This is a genomic window from Vibrio sp. UCD-FRSSP16_30, assembly GCF_001676025.1.
Classification (GTDB): domain Bacteria; phylum Pseudomonadota; class Gammaproteobacteria; order Enterobacterales; family Vibrionaceae; genus Vibrio.
In genome coordinates this window covers 82925-100016 of record NZ_LZFW01000006.1, presented here as the reverse complement: position 1 = coordinate 100016, position 17092 = coordinate 82925, and the positions used below count along the sequence as shown (strand labels likewise).

The 17092-nt window shown below is 43.8% G+C and carries 13 protein-coding genes; 2 read left to right on the top strand and 11 right to left on the bottom strand.

The features are described 5' to 3' along the window. Positions 1-90 precede the first annotated feature (90 nt). The 7 genes from prmA to A9260_RS05160 all read right to left on the bottom strand — a co-directional run bounded on the left by prmA (position 91) and on the right by A9260_RS05160 (position 8369). A complete protein-coding gene (gene prmA / locus A9260_RS05190; RefSeq protein ID WP_068696868.1) occupies positions 91-981 on the bottom strand; it encodes a 50S ribosomal protein L11 methyltransferase in 891 nt (296 codons plus the stop codon). A gap of 149 nt (positions 982-1130) precedes the next feature. Continuing rightward, positions 1131-2474 (bottom strand): acetyl-CoA carboxylase biotin carboxylase subunit, encoded by a 1344-nt coding sequence (accC, locus tag A9260_RS05185; protein ID WP_068696866.1) that lies wholly within the window; start codon positions 2472-2474, stop codon positions 1131-1133. A gap of 14 nt (positions 2475-2488) precedes the next feature. Then, positions 2489-2944 (bottom strand): acetyl-CoA carboxylase biotin carboxyl carrier protein, encoded by a 456-nt coding sequence (gene accB, locus A9260_RS05180; RefSeq protein ID WP_068696865.1) that lies wholly within the window; start codon positions 2942-2944, stop codon positions 2489-2491. A 52-nt stretch (positions 2945-2996) separates the two neighbouring features. Next, on the bottom strand, positions 2997-3446 hold the full coding sequence (gene aroQ / locus A9260_RS05175) for a type II 3-dehydroquinate dehydratase (RefSeq protein ID WP_068696863.1): 450 nt from the start codon (positions 3444-3446) through the stop codon (positions 2997-2999). Positions 3447-3766: 320 nt separating this feature from the next. Further along, entirely contained in the window at positions 3767-5716 is a 1950-nt protein-coding gene (acs, locus tag A9260_RS05170; RefSeq protein ID WP_068696862.1) for an acetate--CoA ligase, read from the bottom strand. 182 nt (positions 5717-5898) lie between these two features. Then, positions 5899-6531, bottom strand: a complete 633-nt coding sequence (locus A9260_RS05165; protein WP_068696860.1) for a 3'-5' exonuclease — start codon at positions 6529-6531, stop codon at positions 5899-5901. Positions 6532-6533: 2 nt separating this feature from the next. Continuing rightward, positions 6534-8369, bottom strand: a complete 1836-nt coding sequence (locus tag A9260_RS05160) for a DUF294 nucleotidyltransferase-like domain-containing protein (protein ID WP_068696859.1) — start codon at positions 8367-8369, stop codon at positions 6534-6536. Between the two features lie 176 nt (positions 8370-8545). On the opposite strand from A9260_RS05160, the gene A9260_RS05155 reads away from it, so the two are divergent. Beyond that, positions 8546-9721, top strand: coding sequence for a 3-phenylpropionate MFS transporter (locus A9260_RS05155; RefSeq protein ID WP_068696858.1), 1176 nt, complete (start codon positions 8546-8548; stop codon positions 9719-9721). A gap of 178 nt (positions 9722-9899) precedes the next feature. Continuing rightward, complete coding sequence (locus A9260_RS05150) at positions 9900-13364, top strand: hybrid sensor histidine kinase/response regulator (protein ID WP_068696857.1); 3465 nt, start codon at positions 9900-9902, stop codon at positions 13362-13364. On the opposite strand, the gene A9260_RS05145 is transcribed toward A9260_RS05150, so the two are convergent. From A9260_RS05145 to A9260_RS05130, 4 genes are all read right to left on the bottom strand, one after another. Next, complete coding sequence (locus A9260_RS05145) at positions 13334-13819, bottom strand: hypothetical protein (RefSeq protein ID WP_068696856.1); 486 nt, start codon at positions 13817-13819, stop codon at positions 13334-13336. The two genes, A9260_RS05150 and A9260_RS05145, sit on opposite strands and share 31 nt — an antisense overlap. Positions 13820-13963: 144 nt before the next feature. Continuing rightward, a complete protein-coding gene (locus A9260_RS05140) occupies positions 13964-15691 on the bottom strand; it encodes a sodium:solute symporter family protein (RefSeq protein ID WP_068696854.1) in 1728 nt (575 codons plus the stop codon). A gap of 12 nt (positions 15692-15703) precedes the next feature. Further along, positions 15704-15967: a DUF4212 domain-containing protein gene (locus A9260_RS05135; protein ID WP_068696853.1), complete on the bottom strand. Its 264-nt coding sequence runs from the start codon at positions 15965-15967 to the stop codon at positions 15704-15706. A gap of 306 nt (positions 15968-16273) precedes the next feature. Beyond that, on the bottom strand, positions 16274-16909 hold the full coding sequence (locus A9260_RS05130; protein ID WP_068696852.1) for a response regulator transcription factor: 636 nt from the start codon (positions 16907-16909) through the stop codon (positions 16274-16276). Between the last annotated feature and the right edge of the window lie 183 nt (positions 16910-17092).

Here is a 17092-nt window from a genome sequence, read left to right as displayed (position 1 = left end):
CATTTTTTGGTCGCGTGAAAAGCCTAATATTTGAGCATTTCAAAAAATATTCGTTAAATTGAATGTTTTTTGCTCAAATTTTGATGTGACTCAACTAGAGTGCTTTTTTCCAGAGACGCGACACCACTCTTGCATCTCTGCAATTGGGTTTATATCAAACTGATCACGGTAATAGTTTGCTACGTCTTCTGCTTGTGTATCGAGAACACCAGACATGGCTAGTTCGCCGTTTTCTTTTACTAGAGACTTGATAACACCAGAGAGATCACGCAATGGTCCAGCTAAGATATTAGCGACCACGACATCGGCAATCAGCCCTTCTGGTTGGTCTTGAGGCAAGAATAGTTCTAACTGATCTTTTACACCATTACGCCCAGCATTATCGGTTGAAGCGACGATCGCCTGTGGATCGATGTCGATCCCGATAACTTTTTTAGCGCCAAGTTTGATCGCGGCGATCGCAAGGATGCCGGAACCACAACCAAAATCGACCACTGTTTTGTCTTTAAGATCTAATCCTTCAAGCCACTCTAAACAAAGTGATGTTGTTGGGTGCGTGCCTGTGCCAAAGGCTAGGCCTGGGTCAAGCATGACATTAACTGCATCTGGATCTGGAACATCACGCCAGCTAGGGCAAACCCATAGACGCTCACCAAACTTCATTGGGTGGAAGTTATCCATCCACTCACGTTCCCAGTCTTTATCTTCAAGCTGCTCAATTTTATGTGCAAATCCATCTTCAAGAAGATTGCTCGCCTTTATCTGGCTGATAATCCATTGTGTATCGGCTTCTGCATCGTATAACGCAAGAATATCAATATCACCCCATAAGCGAGTTTCACCGGGCAGTGGCTCGAATATAGGCGTATCTTTAGCGTCCAAGAAAGTAACGGAAAGGGCTGCGGTTTGTTCCACTAACATATCACTGATTTGTTCAGCGTTTTTGTCAGTAGCATTAAGTTTGATTTGAATCCAAGGCATGGAGTTCACTCTGAGTTTTGATGATTGGCGTGGATTTTAGCAGTAATTTTAACCAACTTCATCTATGGAAAGAAAAAGGGTCACAGCCAATAGCTTGGCTGTGACCCTTATAATTGCGCGTTAAAGCGTATTACCAAATTAGCTTGGTATTATTGAAGACCGAGTTTCTTCTCTAGGTAGTGGATGTTTGCACCACCGTGTTGGAAATTCTCGTCATTCATGATTTCAAGTTGTAATGGCACGTTTGTTTTGATGCCCTCAATAATCATTTCGCTTAATGCATTTTTCATGCGTGCAATCGCAACGTCACGGTTCTCACCAAAGGTGATCAGTTTACCAATCATTGAATCGTAATGAGGTGGCACTGTGTAACCTGAGTAGATGTGAGATTCCCAACGAACACCCATACCGCCTGGAGCATGGAAGCGCTCAATTTTACCAGGGCATGGTAGGAAACGTTCAGGATCTTCTGCGTTGATACGACATTCGATAGAGTGGCCGCGCAGTTTGATATCATCTTGAGTAAATGATAGAGGTTGACCTGCTGCAACACGAAGCTGCTCTTTGATTAGGTCAACGCCGGTAACCATTTCTGTTACTGGGTGCTCTACCTGAATACGGGTGTTCATTTCAATGAAGTAGAACTCGCCGTTTTCGTATAGGAACTCAAAAGTACCTGCGCCGCGGTAGTTGATTTCAACACAAGCACGCGTACAACGCTCACCGATATACTTACGCATATCATCAGTGATACCCGGTGCTGGAGCTTCTTCAACTACTTTTTGGTGACGACGTTGCATAGAGCAGTCACGCTCACCTAGGTGAATTGCGCCACCTTGGCCATCAGCAATAATCTGAACTTCAACGTGACGAGGGTTTTCAAGGTATTTCTCCATGTAAACAACGTCGTTGTTGAAGGCCGCTTTTGCTTCTGCACGAGTCATAGCAATTGCTTCAATTAGATCTGCTTCAGCACGTACAACGCGCATACCACGACCACCGCCGCCACCAGAGGCTTTGATGATCACTGGGTAACCGATGCGTTTAGCATGAGATTTGTTTGTTGATGCGTTGTCATCAAGAGGGCCGTCAGAACCTGGAACACAAGGAACACCAGCTTTTTTCATTGCGTTGATAGCTGCAACTTTATCACCCATGATGCGGATAGTTTCAGCTTTTGGACCAACGAAAATGAAGCCTGATTTTTCTACTTGTTCAGCAAAGTCAGCATTCTCAGATAAGAAACCGTAACCTGGGTGAATAGCAACAGCGCCTGATACTTCCGCCGCTGAAATAATGCGAGGAATGTTTAGGTAGCTGTCAATGCCTCGAGCAGGACCGATACAGATTGACTCATCAGCAAGAAGTACGTGTTTAAGATCACGGTCAGCTGTTGAGTGAACGGCTACGGTTTTGATACCTAGCTCTTTACATGCGCGAAGAATACGAAGCGCAATTTCGCCTCGGTTCGCGATGACTAATTTGTCTAGCATAGTGTGGACCTCAATTATTCGATAACGATCAGTGCTTGGTCAAATTCTATCGGAGCACCATCGTCAACAAGAATCGCAGTCACGACACCTGATTTATCAGCTTCGATCTGGTTCATCATTTTCATAGCTTCAACAATACAAATAGTGTCACCTTCAGATACCGTTTGGCCTACTTCGACAAAAGATTTAGTGTCTGGACCAGGAGCGCGGTAGAAAGTACCAACCATAGGTGAAAGAACTTTATGACCTGTTTCAACAGGTGCTGCTGCTTCTACTACTGGCGCAGCTACTGGAGCGGCTACCGGTGCAGGAGCGGCTACAGGAGCAGGCGCTGCATATTGGAATGGTGCTACAGGCGCATTGCCGTGACGGCTAATACGTACTGATTCTTCACCTTCAGAAATCTCAAGTTCTGCAATTCCCGACTCTTCAACTAGTTCGATTAGCTTCTTTATTTTGCGAATATCCATGATTTTTCTCTTGTCTGTGTTGGCCGCTCGAGGTTATCGAGTTGGCTTAGATTTATTTTGTCTGCAGATGATGCTTAGCTGCAGACAGTGCGAAATTGTAGCCTTGAGCGCCTAGCCCGCAAATCACCCCAACTGCTTTATCAGATAGGTAGGAATGATGACGAAATGGCTCTCTGGCATGTACGTTAGATAGGTGAACTTCAATAAATGGAATGCTCACGCCAAGCAATGCATCTCTTAATGCAACACTGGTATGAGTGAAAGCGGCAGGGTTGATGATGATAAAATCAATCTCTCCCATAGCATTGTGGATAGCCTCTATTAGCTCATATTCACGATTGGACTGGATATGAGTGAGCTCTATACCGTTTTGCATGGCTTGTTTTTTTAGGTCTTCAACTATGTCATCAAGTGTGGCGTAACCGTACACTTCAGGTTCTCGTTTACCGAGCAGGTTTAAGTTTGGACCATTTAGGAGTAGAACACGTGATTTTGTTGTCATCTTGTCGCTATCTTCCATTATTGTGAGTTATTCACAGTTGCTTATAATTATTTTACGAATTCTTGTGAATTTCCAGTCAGAATTGTGTAAAAAAGCAAATTAGCGTCTGATTATAGCTAATTCAGCGAAATTAACAGCAATTTACTGGTCTAATCACAGGAGAGGCAGATTGAGAAACTTGTTGTTGTTCTGAAGTGGAATGAAAAGGTTGTTAAGTATTAGTAATTATATAAGTTATTGATTCTAAGGATCTTAATGTTTGCTGGATATTAAGTTTATAGCCGCCACACTGTGACGGCTTATTGTTTTAGGTATGCTGGTTATACCAGTTCACCTTTTTCATAAATCAGCTTTTCAACCACACTTGGGTCGGCCAATGTTGAGGTATCACCAAGATTGCTAGTATCACCAGTGGCAATTTTTCTCAAAATTCGGCGCATGATTTTTCCTGATCGAGTTTTAGGCAGAGAGTCAGTCCAATGCAAAGTATCAGGTACGGCAATGGGGCCAATTTCTTTTCTTACCCAATCTTTGACCTCCTTATGTAAGTCCGCATCAGGGTATTCACCAGCGTTGAGCGTAATATAAGCATAAATTGCCTGACCTTTAATATCATGAGGCACACCTACGATAGCCGCTTCGGCAATTTTGTTATGAGCGACTAATGCCGACTCAAGCTCTGCGGTGCCCATCCTGTGTCCTGATATATTTAATACGTCATCAACACGGCCGGTGATCCAGTAATAGCCATCTTCATCTCGTCTTGCGCCATCTCCGGTAAAGTACATACCTTGGAATGTAGAGAAGTAAGTTTGTTCAAAGCGATCATGATCGCCATAAACAGTGCGCATTTGACCCGGCCAAGAATCAACAATAACCAAGTTACCCGAGGCCTCGCCTTCAATGATATTACCCATATTATCAACCAAAGCCGGTTGTACGCCAAAGAATGGACGGGTAGCGGAACCTGGTTTAAGAGCGGTTGCACCGGGTAGTGGGGTAATCAAGATGCCGCCGGTCTCTGTCTGCCACCAAGTATCGACAATTGGAGATTGCGCATTACCTATGGTGTTGTAATACCACTCCCATGCTTCTGGGTTTATCGGTTCACCTACCGAGCCCATAATGCGCAGGCTATCTCGTTTTGTACCTTCAATCGCTTCATCACCTTTTGCCATTAGTGCTCGAATGGCAGTCGGCGCAGTATAAAGAAGCGTCACGTGGTGTTTATCTACCACTTCGCTCATGCGACTGGTATTTGGGTAGTTAGGTACCCCTTCAAATAAAATAGTTTTAGCGCCGTTTGCCAGAGGGCCATAAATTAAATACGAGTGACCAGTTATCCAACCGACATCGGCTGTACACCAAAATACGTCATCGGGCTGATAATCAAACACGTATTTAAAGGTCATGGTGGCGTAAACAAGGTAACCGCCAGTAGTGTGCAATACCCCTTTTGGTTTACCGGTTGAGCCAGAGGTGTAAAGGATAAACAGAGGATCTTCGGCGTTCATTTCTTCGGGCGGGCAGTGTGCATCAACATCTGCAATAGCATCATGCCACCAAATATCCATTTCATTATTCCACTCCACATCAGCGCCAGTACGTTGGAATACGATGACTTTACGGATGGAGGTCACACATGGATTACTGAGCGCTTGGTCGACATTCTTTTTAAGGGGAACAGCACGACCACCACGAACGCCTTCATCGGCGGTGATAACAATAGTTGAATCGGAATCATCAATGCGTCCTGCGAGTGCTTCTGGGGAGAAACCGCCAAAGACCACTGTGTGCACTGCGCCAATTCGAGTACAAGCTAGCATTGCCACAGCCGCTTCGGGCACCATTGGCATATAAAGACAAACAACGTCGCCTTTTTTAACTCCTTGCGCTTTTAGGGCATTAGAAAATAAGCAGACTTCTTTGTGCAGTTCATTAAAGGTAAGGGTTTTATCATCGGCGGGATCGTCGCCTTCCCAAATAATGGCCACTTCATCACCGCGCTTTGCTAGGTGACGATCAATACAGTTGGCTGAGACATTTAATGTTCCATCTTCAAACCATTTGATGCCAACATGGCCGGAATCAAATGAGGTTTCCTTGACCTTAGTGAAGGGTTTAATCCAGTCGACGATTTTGCCATGCTCTGCCCAAAAACCATCAGGGTTCTCAACAGACTGCTTATACATGCTTAAGTAGGTGTCATTGTCTGCATGGGTGACAGATGTAATATTATTTTTAACTGGATAAATGTGGGCTTCACTCATTGCTTCTCTCCTTGTGAACTCTGCCATTGTAATGTGTGGCAGTCGCTCGCTAACTGACGTTCCATTTGGCGTTTTAACTAACTCTCTATTACCTGCATCATTTTCACAATTAGACTTTAGGATGAGATGACAACTATTGCTGTTAAATTAAAGGCTTATTTTGATAACTGAGAGGTTAAATGTTACTTGATGTGTGGCATGCTCAAGCTCGGTAAATCCCCTTTGGTTAGGCGAACAAAGACCAGAGCTGCGGTAATCGCATCTTGTAATGCATTGTGGTGATCGCGGATCGGTAAATCTAAGTGACGGCAAATGGCCTCAAGACTTAAGTCGAAGTAGGCGTTTTGCAGGTGTTTCTCTAATTTTTGCTGATAGATAGTGCTCACTTCAATAATGCTATTGGGCAAAGGAAAGCCGAAGTGTTTTTTAAATGCTCTATCGAGAATTTTTTTATCATAGCGAATGTGATAACCCACAATTGTTCTATTACCAATAAAATCCAGAAGTTGCAGTAATGCTTCTTTTTCATCTAAACCATCCCCCAAGTCTTGATGGCGAATTTGATGCACCTTAATAGAGTGTTCATCTAAAGATTTAGGCGCTTTTAACTTAACGTGAAAAGGGTCACTGGTCAGGATTCGATTATCTATGATCTTGGTGGCGGCTATGGTGACAAGCTCGGCTCTTGTCGGTTCTAAGCTGGTGGTTTCACAATCAATAGACACATATTCATTGCTGTCATTGTGTGTGAACAGGGTTTGAAAGGGAGAGCCTTTTAGCTTTCGATGCCAGTAATACTTAAATAGGCAGTTCATGGTTAGTCCCTAATCTGATAATGAAAACTAAGGAACTGCTTAAATTTTTTGACGACATGTAAGCTGTGTCTAAGCAAATCTCGCTCGGTTCTATCTAGGGTATTTAAATCCAATCTGTTGGAATATAAGCCGTTAGAATCATTTTGGTGGGCAAGTTGCTGAGCTAAACGCAGTTTAAAGAACAGTTTCAGTGATTCTGTGAGATTGTCAGCAGTATCGTCTTCTAGGCAACCCAATTTATGTAATGCTTCTATTCGGTCAAAGGTATTTCGCTGGCGAATATCGTGCTCTAAAGCTAATGCTCGAATACCGTGTACGATAGAAAATATACCCCCTTGCTTGATATCCAAACCCTCTTTTTTACTTTTGACGTTGCCAAATAAAGTGAGGGGGACGGAGAATTGTAGAGCGGGTCTGACAAAATCAGATAGGGTTAGCATACGACCTGCAAGCGTGCTGTGTAGAGAGTCAAAAATAGGCTCTAACAACTGTTTATTACCTGCTACGGGCAGTGCATCGGAAAATATAGCCAATTGCATAACAGAATCGGCGTTACTGACTTCAATCCATTGCGTGACTTTCTTTTGCCACTGACTTTGGCTAGCAACCCAGAGTGGATTGTTGACCATGACTTTACCGGGACAAAGAGGATAACCAAGTTGCAATAAGGTTTCGCTAAACTGATCCATATTTGACTGGCATTCTGGCCATTCAATTCCATCTTCTATAATCAGCGCATTATCTTGATCGGTTTTTAAAACCTGCTCAGCACGTCCTTCAGAGCCTAAGACAAGCAGACAACAGTGCTGCTGCATATGTTGAGGAATAATTATATTGAAGGCTTTTTCTATAATTTGTTCATTGAGTACGGAAATTAGCTCCATGATAAATCGAGTTCGTATTCCGTTGATTAATAAGCTTTTTACAAAATCATGCTGACGTTGGGAAGCTTGAGCCAGTTCCTCGATGTTTTTAGCTCTGGCAATGCTTAAGCTAAGAACATGAGAGTGTGAAGAGAAGGCACTTAATATCTGAGTGAGATCGAGCATGCCAACGGCTTGTTTATCGTTCACTACCATCACTCTTTTCATTTTATTACGAGTCATGGTCAGCATGGCGTTAAATACAAAATCGCCTTCATGTACCTCAAATACAGGAAATGTAGATATGTCGGTCACTGGGGTGTGCATGCTCATTTCTTGCAACACTAGCGAGTGTAATAAATTGGTTCTGGTGACAATTGCGTAAGGTGAGACTAAGGGGCTATTTTGTCGTCGAGGATCATCAGCAGAAAGCTTGACTAAGGCGGCGTCAATATCGTCTTTGTTGAGTAATACCGTTGCTTCTTTAATGGAGGTATCAGGGGTGAGAATTAGGGGAGGGTGATAGATAGACTCATCCACTTTAGTCAGAATAAACTCCGCTAAGTTTTGTTGTTTTTTGGCTTCTTTAATTAGCTGCTGTCGCTTAGAGAGCCGGCTATCAAAGTAGTCAGCAAAAGATTGGTTCTTATTAAACAATTCCAAAAAGACTTCACTAGGAAGCAAATAGCACAGCACATCTTCTAAGGCGATATATTGGTGGCGAACCTTGCCTTCAAATAGAGAGCGGATATCAAATAGATCATCGTGACCATAATGGGCAAACACTTCTTGTTGGTGTTTTTCTTCGACGGCCCCTTTGATTAAAACAAACAGGTGAGTGCTTGTTTGTCCACTCTCTAGCAAAGTGTCACCAGAGCGAAAATAGGCAATATCTAATGATGCTTTTAACTGCTCTATTTCACGAGTCGTTAAGCGATCAAACGGTGGATGCTGAGTATTAAATTTTTCAGGCATGAAGACTTAATCCTTTCGCGACAAACCTCGACATTGCTTAGTTTGACAAATTTACAAATAAGCTCCAGACGACTTTGGTCTAATAAGGAAAAGGTGAAATAACAGTTATCCCTTTTTATTCCACAAGGTTCACTTCATAATTGCCGCCAGAATTAGCTTTATTTTAGGATTGCTCAATGTTGAAACCGTCGCCATTTGCATGGCTTTCTCAGTACTTTATGGGGTTCTTTTTTGCTTATGGCGTTTATCTGCCATTTTGGGCTCTATGGTTTAAAGGGCAGGGTGTTTCAGCATCAGATATTGGATTATTGCTTGGTGTGGCATTTGCTACTCGTTGTGTCGCAAATTTAGTCATTACACCGAGAATACATAAAGTAGAGCATTTGCTTCCTACACTGCGTATTTTAAATCTGGGCTCGTTAGCGTTCATTGCTTTCCACTTTTTTACTGGGGGAAGTTTTTGGTTAATGGCTGCTGCAACAATCCTATTTAACCTGTGTTGTGGGCCAATTGTTCCGTTATCGGATGCAATGGCCAATCACTATGCTCGCCTAAAAATGCTCGACTATGGTCGTACTCGTCTGTGGGGTTCTATTGCCTTTATTGCCGGTTCAACTGTGGTGGGCTTCCTTGTGGCTCACTTTGGCATTGATTGGATTGTGTATACCGCTTTGGCGGGCATTGCTTTCTCTATTATTGCCTCTATGCGTAATCCAAACCCTATGCCGGTGACGCAAGGTAATGCTGTTACTAGCAGACCTAAACTGAGCAGCCTATTGCGTGAATGGCCGGTCATTAAGTTCATGGCATTGATTGCCTTGATTCAAGGTAGTCACGCTGCTTATTACGGTTTTAGCACTATTTACTGGAAAGAAGCAGGTTATACCGCAGATATTATTGGGTATTTATGGAGCTTGGGCGTTGTTGCTGAGGTATGTATTTTTGCCTTTAGCCAGCGTTGGTTTGGTCAGTGGACATTACGTTCGTTATTCTTAGTCGCCTCTGTTGGGGTCATGGTTCGCTGGGGCTTAACGGCATCCACCACCATGCTGTTTGCTTTAGTGCTTATTCAATTATTACATGGTATTACTTTTGCTTTGGCGCATATTGCCGCCATTCGTTATATCCAAAATGCAGAATCACATAAAATGGTGGCATTACAGGCTCTGTATAACGCGATTCCTTTAGGGATGGTGATGGCAGCGATGACGGCACTTAGTGGCTGGGGATATGAGTTGTGGGGAGCGAATGTATTTTGGGCAATGGCAGGCATGGGATTACTGTCGATGTTCATAAAATTAGACCCAGCGAAAGGTAATACTGAAGAAGTGGGAATTGAGCCACAAAAATAAGCTAACCAATTGAACTATAAAGTGAATCTTGACTAGTCTTATACCATTAACGATATGCCTATCTTTTGATAGGCATATTTAATTTGGTCGCAATGGAATTGCTAATATCGATCATAGTAACTATTTAGGCTGAACAGTTACTTATTACGATTGATGTAAGACAGGTTAAGGATTATTTATGCCAGGATGGGTTGTTGTCCCTGCATCACTGCTTTATTTGGTACTGCTATTTTTAATTGCATGGTACGGAGATAAACGCCCTCAATGGTTAGCCAGTTGGCGACCTTGGGTTTACAGCCTTTCGATTGCCGTTTACTGCACCTCATGGACCTTTTTTGGTACCGTAGGCCAAGCCGCTAATAACCCTTGGGCATTCCTGCCCGTTTACCTTGCTCCTATCATCGTATTTGTCTTTTTCTGGCGAGTGTTAGCTCGAATGATTTTGGTGGCAAAGCGAGAACACATTAACTCCATTGCCGATTTTATTGCCGCTCGTTATGGTAAATCTCAAGGTCTAGCTGTCTTTGTTACGCTCATCTCTGTGGTGGGTATTTTGCCTTATATCGCTTTGCAGATGCGCGGCATTATGATGGGAATTGAGTTAGCTGCCCCAGAAATATTAGGGGAAAGTCGCGGCCAATCTTATCTTGTGTCTTGGCTGATGGTGGTCGCCCTTGCCACTTTTACCGTACTGTTTGGTACACGCCATATTGATAATACTGAGCACCACCGGGGCATGATGATGGCGATAGCGTTTGAGTCTATCGTTAAGCTGGTGGCATTTTTGTTTGTGGGTTTATTTGTGGTGGTGACGGTACTGCAACGAGGCGATGTCGAGCTTTGGCAGGTCGCTAAACAAAACTATTCGGCTCCTAATATTCCTACTTTATTAATTCATACTCTGCTCACTATGATGGCTATTTTCTGCTTACCTAGGCAGTTTCATACCATGGTGGTTGAAAACGAACGCGCTCAAGATTTACATACCGCTCGCCGAGTATTTCCCGGTTATCTAGTGTTAATGGGCCTGTTTGTTTTACCTATCGCATGGCTAGGTTCAAGCTTATTACCCAATAGCCCCGCAGACGGATATGTGATTAGTCTACCTCTAGCATTAGGAGCTGATAGTGTCGCATTACTGGCCTTTATTGGTGGGGTATCGGCGGCAAGTGGCATGGTCATTGTCTCAACTATCGCGTTGGCGATTATGGTCTCTAATGATTTAGTGATGCCGTTACTTCTTCGCCGAATGAAACTCTCTCAGCATAATTTTAGGCATTTCTCTGGACGATTATTGGTTATTCGCCGAGTGCTTATCGTCATCTTACTTGTTGGCGCGTGGTTCTTTTATCAAGTGCTGGACAGTATTGGCAGTTTATCGGCTATTGGCTTTCTTTCGTTTGCGGCTGTCACTCAGTTTGCTCCCGCATTACTGGGTGGGATGTATTGGCGTCATGGCAATCGCAATGGTGTGTATGTCGGTTTAGTGGTTGGTTTTGTATTGTGGTTAGTGACTTTGATGAGTCAGACGGGAATTTTGGCAGGGGATGAACAAAGTAATGTTCTGCTTTGGATTATCTCGCCGCCAGAATTTTTGGCTCATCTTGATATTAAAAACTCTGATTGGGGAATGCTACTGAGCATTAGCGCCAATAGTGTTTGTTATGTAGCAGTCTCTATATTAAGTCGCTCAAACATTAGTGAGCGCTTACAATCGGCTTCCTTTGTTGGATCGCCGCAACCTGACTCGGATAATATTAGCCTCTATCAAAGCCGTGTTACCGTCGCGGAATTGGAGTTGGTTGCGTCTAAGTTTGTGGGTCGGCAACGAGTCCGCAATGCCTTTAATCAATTCTGGAGTCAGCAAGATACGGTATTGATGCCAAATCAATATGCGCCTTCAACATTAATCCGTCATACCGAGCGTGTCTTGGCCGGAGTGTTTGGTGCTTCATCTGCAAAGTTAGTGCTTACTTCTGCTTTGCAGGGTAAAAACATGCAGCTTGAAGAAGTGGCGACCATAGTCGATGAAGCTTCCGAGCTGTATGACTTTAGCCGAAGCTTATTGCAAGGTGCTATCGAGCATATTGAGCAAGGAATTGCGGTGGTTGATAAGCAGCTCAGATTGGTGGCGTGGAATCAGCGTTATTTAGAGCTATTTGAATTTCCTGCCGGATTAATTCAAGTGGGTCGCCCCATCGCGGATGTGATACGACATAATGCCGAGCAAGGGCTTTGTGGTCCGGGAGATCCGGAAGTTCATGTAAGGCGACGCATCGAGCATTTAGAAAGAGGATCTAGCCATACTTCTTCTCGTCAGCGTTTAGATGGTCGAGAGATTGAAGTGCAGGGTAACCCCATGCCCGGAGGCGGTTTTGCAATGAGTTTTACCGATATTACCGTCTATCGCCAAGCTGAGCAGGCGCTAAAAGATGCCAATGTCACTCTTGAAGAAAGAGTGCAAGAACGAACCTATGAATTAGAGCAGTTAAACCGTCAGTTAACGATTGCCACACAGCGCTCAGAGCAGGAATCACAATCAAAATCACGCTTTCTTGCCGCTGTCAGTCATGACTTGATGCAACCCTTAAATGCGGCTCGATTATTTACCTCTTCATTATCGGAAATAGCCAAAGATAACGAAACTCAGCGCGTCGCTCGGCATATTGAAAGTGCCATGGAGGCGGCGGAAGAGCTGATTAGTGATCTGTTGGATATTTCTCGTTTAGAGTCAGGCAAGTTGGAGGCCAATGCACAGCCATTTGCGTTAAGTGAGATGCTATCTAACCTTGATGCTGAATTTGGTGTAATTGCCGAAGAGCAAGGCGTTAATTTTAGAACCATCCCCACCTCGTTGTTTGTTCATTCTGATCCTAAATTACTGCGCCGCGTTATTCAGAACTTTCTTACCAATGCATTTAGATACAGCCCGCAAGGCAAAGTTGTTCTTGGCGCTCGGCGAGCAGGAGATAGCTTATCAATTCAAGTATGGGATAACGGCATTGGCGTAGAAGAGAATAAACAGCAAATCATCTTTGAGGAATTTACTCGTACCCATCAGATACGCTCAGATAAAGGCTTAGGCTTGGGGCTGGCAATTTCAAAAGGGATTGCCCAATTGCTTGGACACAACATTGCGCTACGTTCATGGCCGGGTAAAGGCAGTGTTTTTAGTATCACGGTTCCTCTTACTGAAAAAGTGAATGCGCCTATCGTTGCCTCTAAGCCTGTGGTAACCAAAAGCCCTCTTAATCATCTACGCATATTATGTGTTGATGATGAGGTGTCAATCTTAGAGGGAATGGAGAACTTACTTGGACGTTGGGGCTGTGATATTCGATTGGCAACCGATCTTGAGCAGAGCTTGTTGCAAATTGACAGTCATTGGCAGCCAGATGTGATTCTTTCTGATTACCGCTTAGAAAATGGCAGAACGGGTTTGCAAGTACTGCAGCGTTTTCGTCAGGTACTTGGCTGTGAGTTTAAAGGGGTTATTATCAGCGCAGATAGAACCCCAGATATTATGGAAGAGGTTCAGCAAGAAGGGTTTGAGTTTTTACCTAAGCCTGTTAAGCCATTAAAACTTCGAACCCTTCTTAACAAATTTGAAAGCTATTTTTCTTCGGTGAAGAGTGTCTCGTAAACCACAAAGGTAGTGTCTGTTTCACCATAGTAATATGTGTCGTCTGCTTGAATGGCGACACGTAAACTTTTGTCTTTAATATTGGTTACTGGCAATGAAATTGCCCAGTGACGCATATCTTTGTTTGTTGAGGTCATTGCAATCGGCTGTTGCGTTTGCTCACTTCCAGTGAGTGCTACCTTGATACCTTGCAAAGGGAATTTTGAGCTAAGAGTCAGATCTAGAGTATTGTCAGTGAGCTTTTCAGAACGAAATTGCACCTTAAATTCGCCGTTTTCAAAGTCGCATAATCCACTGGTATAACGACAGTTTGATTTACTGGCCAGTTTGTAGCTTTCCCCATGTTTGGCTGCGTGTGGTTTTTCACTCACGGCGATATCAATACCAAAGTAAGTGATGACCGCTAAAATAGGCGCAACCAGAAGAGCGACGATAAAGTGTTTATTTTTGAACATTTTTGCATCCTAGCGACAATGTAAATAGTGGGGTGATGGGCATAAGGTGTTGTTTTCCTAAACACCCTTGTTATTACCATACTCGACTGCGTTGATTAAAAAAGCCCCCGTAGGGGCTTTTGTGGACTAGGTTAAACTAATCGATTAATGGTCTTGAGCTGCTCCCGCTCCTGCTGGAACTCGAACGTGCTCTACAAGGTCTTTTACTTCTTGTGGTGTTTCTTTAGTTACTCTCGATACTGCAAATGCCACAACAAAGTTAAATACCGCGCCAATTGCACCAAAGGCATTAGGTTCGATGCCTAGGAACCAGTTACTACCCCAGCTTTCTAGGTATTTCCAATCCGCAACAAATAGGATGCCTTTGTGTTGGAATACGTAGAACAAAGTAATACTGATACCTGCGATCATCCCTGCAATCGCGCCTTCTTTGTTGATGGATTTACTGAATATACCCATCATTAATGCCGGGAAGATGGAGGAGGCGGCCAGTCCAAACGCCAGTGCTACCGTACCGGCGGCAAAGCCCGGTGGATTGAGTCCCAGATACCCCGCTACCCCAATTGCTACGGCCATTGCTATCCGACTGGAGAGCAGTTCGTTTTTCTCAGATATATTGGGGTTTATTACCCCTTTTATCAGGTCATGGGATATCGCCGAGGATATCGCAAGTAACAAGCCTGCCGCTGTTGATAGAGCAGCTGCTAGTCCACCGGCTGCAACCAATGCAATCACCCAGTTTGGCAGTTTAGCAATCTCAGGGTTTGCCAATACCATGATGTCTCTATCCACTTTTAGCTCATTGGTTTCTGCGCTAGAAGTATATTGAATCGCACCATCTTGGTTTTTATCTTCAAAGCCTAATAGACCTGTTTTTTCCCAATTTCTAAACCAATCAGGACGTTCGTCATACACAAGGTTTTGACCTGATGGAAGGTTTACCGTTTCCATTAAGTTTAGACGAGCCATTGCCGCAACCGCTGGCGCAGTTGTATAAAGAATGGCAATGAAGACTAAAGCCCAACCTGCTGATGTACGAGCATCACGTACCTTAGGTACAGTAAAGAAGCGGATAATTACATGGGGTAGACCTGCTGTACCGATCATTAGTGACATGGTGTACACAAACATATTGAGTGTGTCTCCCCGCACTTGCGTGGTGTATTCGGTAAAGCCGAGTTCGGTCACCACCTGATCAAGCCGGTCGAGCAAGTAGACATCGGTTCCGGTCATGGTACTGCCTAAACCAATTTGTGGTAGAGCGTGACCGGTTAGTTGTAGAGAGATAAATACTGCTGGAATAGTGTAAGCAAGAATGAGTACGCAGTATTGAGCAATCTGGGTGTAAGTAATGCCTTTCATGCCACCCATAACGGCGTAGATGAACACGATACACATACCGATGCCAAGTCCGGTTGCGTAGTCCACTTCAAGGAAGCGACCAAAGGCAACGCCAACCCCTTTCATCTGACCGATAACATAAGTGACCGATGCGATGATAAGACAGGCAACAGCAACCACTCGGGCCGCTTTAGAGTAAAATCGTTCACCAACAAACTCGGGAACAGTGAACTTACCAAATTTACGCAGGTAAGGAGCAAGCAGTAGAGCTAACAGAACGTAGCCGCCAGTCCAACCCATTAGGAATACCGAACCGCCGTATCCCATAAACGCGATAAGACCTGCCATTGAAATAAACGAAGCGGCCGACATCCAGTCTGCGGCTGTAGCCATGCCGTTTGCTATAGGGTGAATACCACCGCCGGCGACATAGAATTCCTTAGTCGTACCTGCTCTCGCCCATATGGCAATCCCGATATAGAGTACGAATGTCGCCCCTACTACCAGATATGTGATTGTTTTAAGATCCATCTTTATTGCTCCCTATTCTTCTACGTTAAATTCGCGGTCAATCTGACGCATCTTCCACGAATAGTAGAAAATAATGCCTAAGAAACAGTAAATCGCACCTTGCTGTGCAAACCAAAATCCGAGTTTATACCCACCGATTTGGAACTGATTAAGTTCATCTACAAATAAAATACCGCAGCCAAATGATGCAACAAACCAGATCACCAGTAGGTTGATCATAAGTCGAACATTTTTCTTCCAGTAGGCTTGAGCTCGCTCTTCACTTTCAAACGACATAGCCGTCTCCTTACGCTAGCTTGTTAATAAAATGTTTCAAGCATACGATAGCAGTGCGGCTCTAATAACTCTTTTGAACTTTGGTCGTGAAGGTTGTAGGTGTTAATTTTAATTAAATCAGTTAGATATGATTTTTAGGTGTGGAAGTGTGAACTGGGTTTCGCAGGATGTTAGCCTAAGGTCTAATACTCTTAAGCTTAGATAAATTGTTTTATCGCTCAGTTTGATTGCTCGGGCTATGATTTTTGCGTTATAGACTCGCCATTATGAATCGGTAGCTATGAATTGCCAGCTATGAGCTATGAGCTAAGAGCTGATTTCAGATTGCTGTAATAAGATAACGGCTTGAGTTCTGTTGGTCACACCTAGCTTTCTAAAAATAGCGGTCATGTGCGCTTTGATTGTTGCAACGGACACATCCAACTCATAAGCAATTTGCTTGTTCAGCAAACCGTCGGCAAGCATCGCTAGCACTTTGTATTGCTGAGGGGTTAGTGAGGTGAGCTTATCGGTGATGTCGCTATATTGTTCGGCTTGTTTAACTAACCCTTCGGGGAAAAATGGGTCGCCATTTAATACTTGGTTGAGGGCATTAATCAAACTGCGCATATCGGTAGATTTAGGGATAAATCCAAATGCGCCGTGACTTTTCACTTGGCTAACCACTGAGGGTTCTTCGCTGGCGGAGATAACAACCACCGCAATATCAGGGAACTCACTGCGCAGCTGCATTAACCCTGACATGCCGTTCGCCCCTGGCATTTTCAAATCTAACAGCACAAGGTCTACGTCATCTTGTTTACGCAGCAGATCAAGTAGGGTTGTGAGTGAGTCGGCTTCAAGTAAGTTTGCGCCACTAATTGCCATGTGCACCGATTGAAACAGCGCATTTCTAAATAGCGGGTGATCATCCGCGATAACAATCGTGTAAGTGGCATCCATATCACTTTTATCCGTGTCGTTAATTATTGTCTATTCAATTATTGATAGTTTTCGTTTAATGAACAACATTGAGTGATGAAAACTCTGGGTCATATCGATGTTTATTTATACGCCATTCTGCGATGAACAATAAAAAGCGCCCATTAAATGAATTAATGGGCGCTGTTATTGCTTGTTACTATT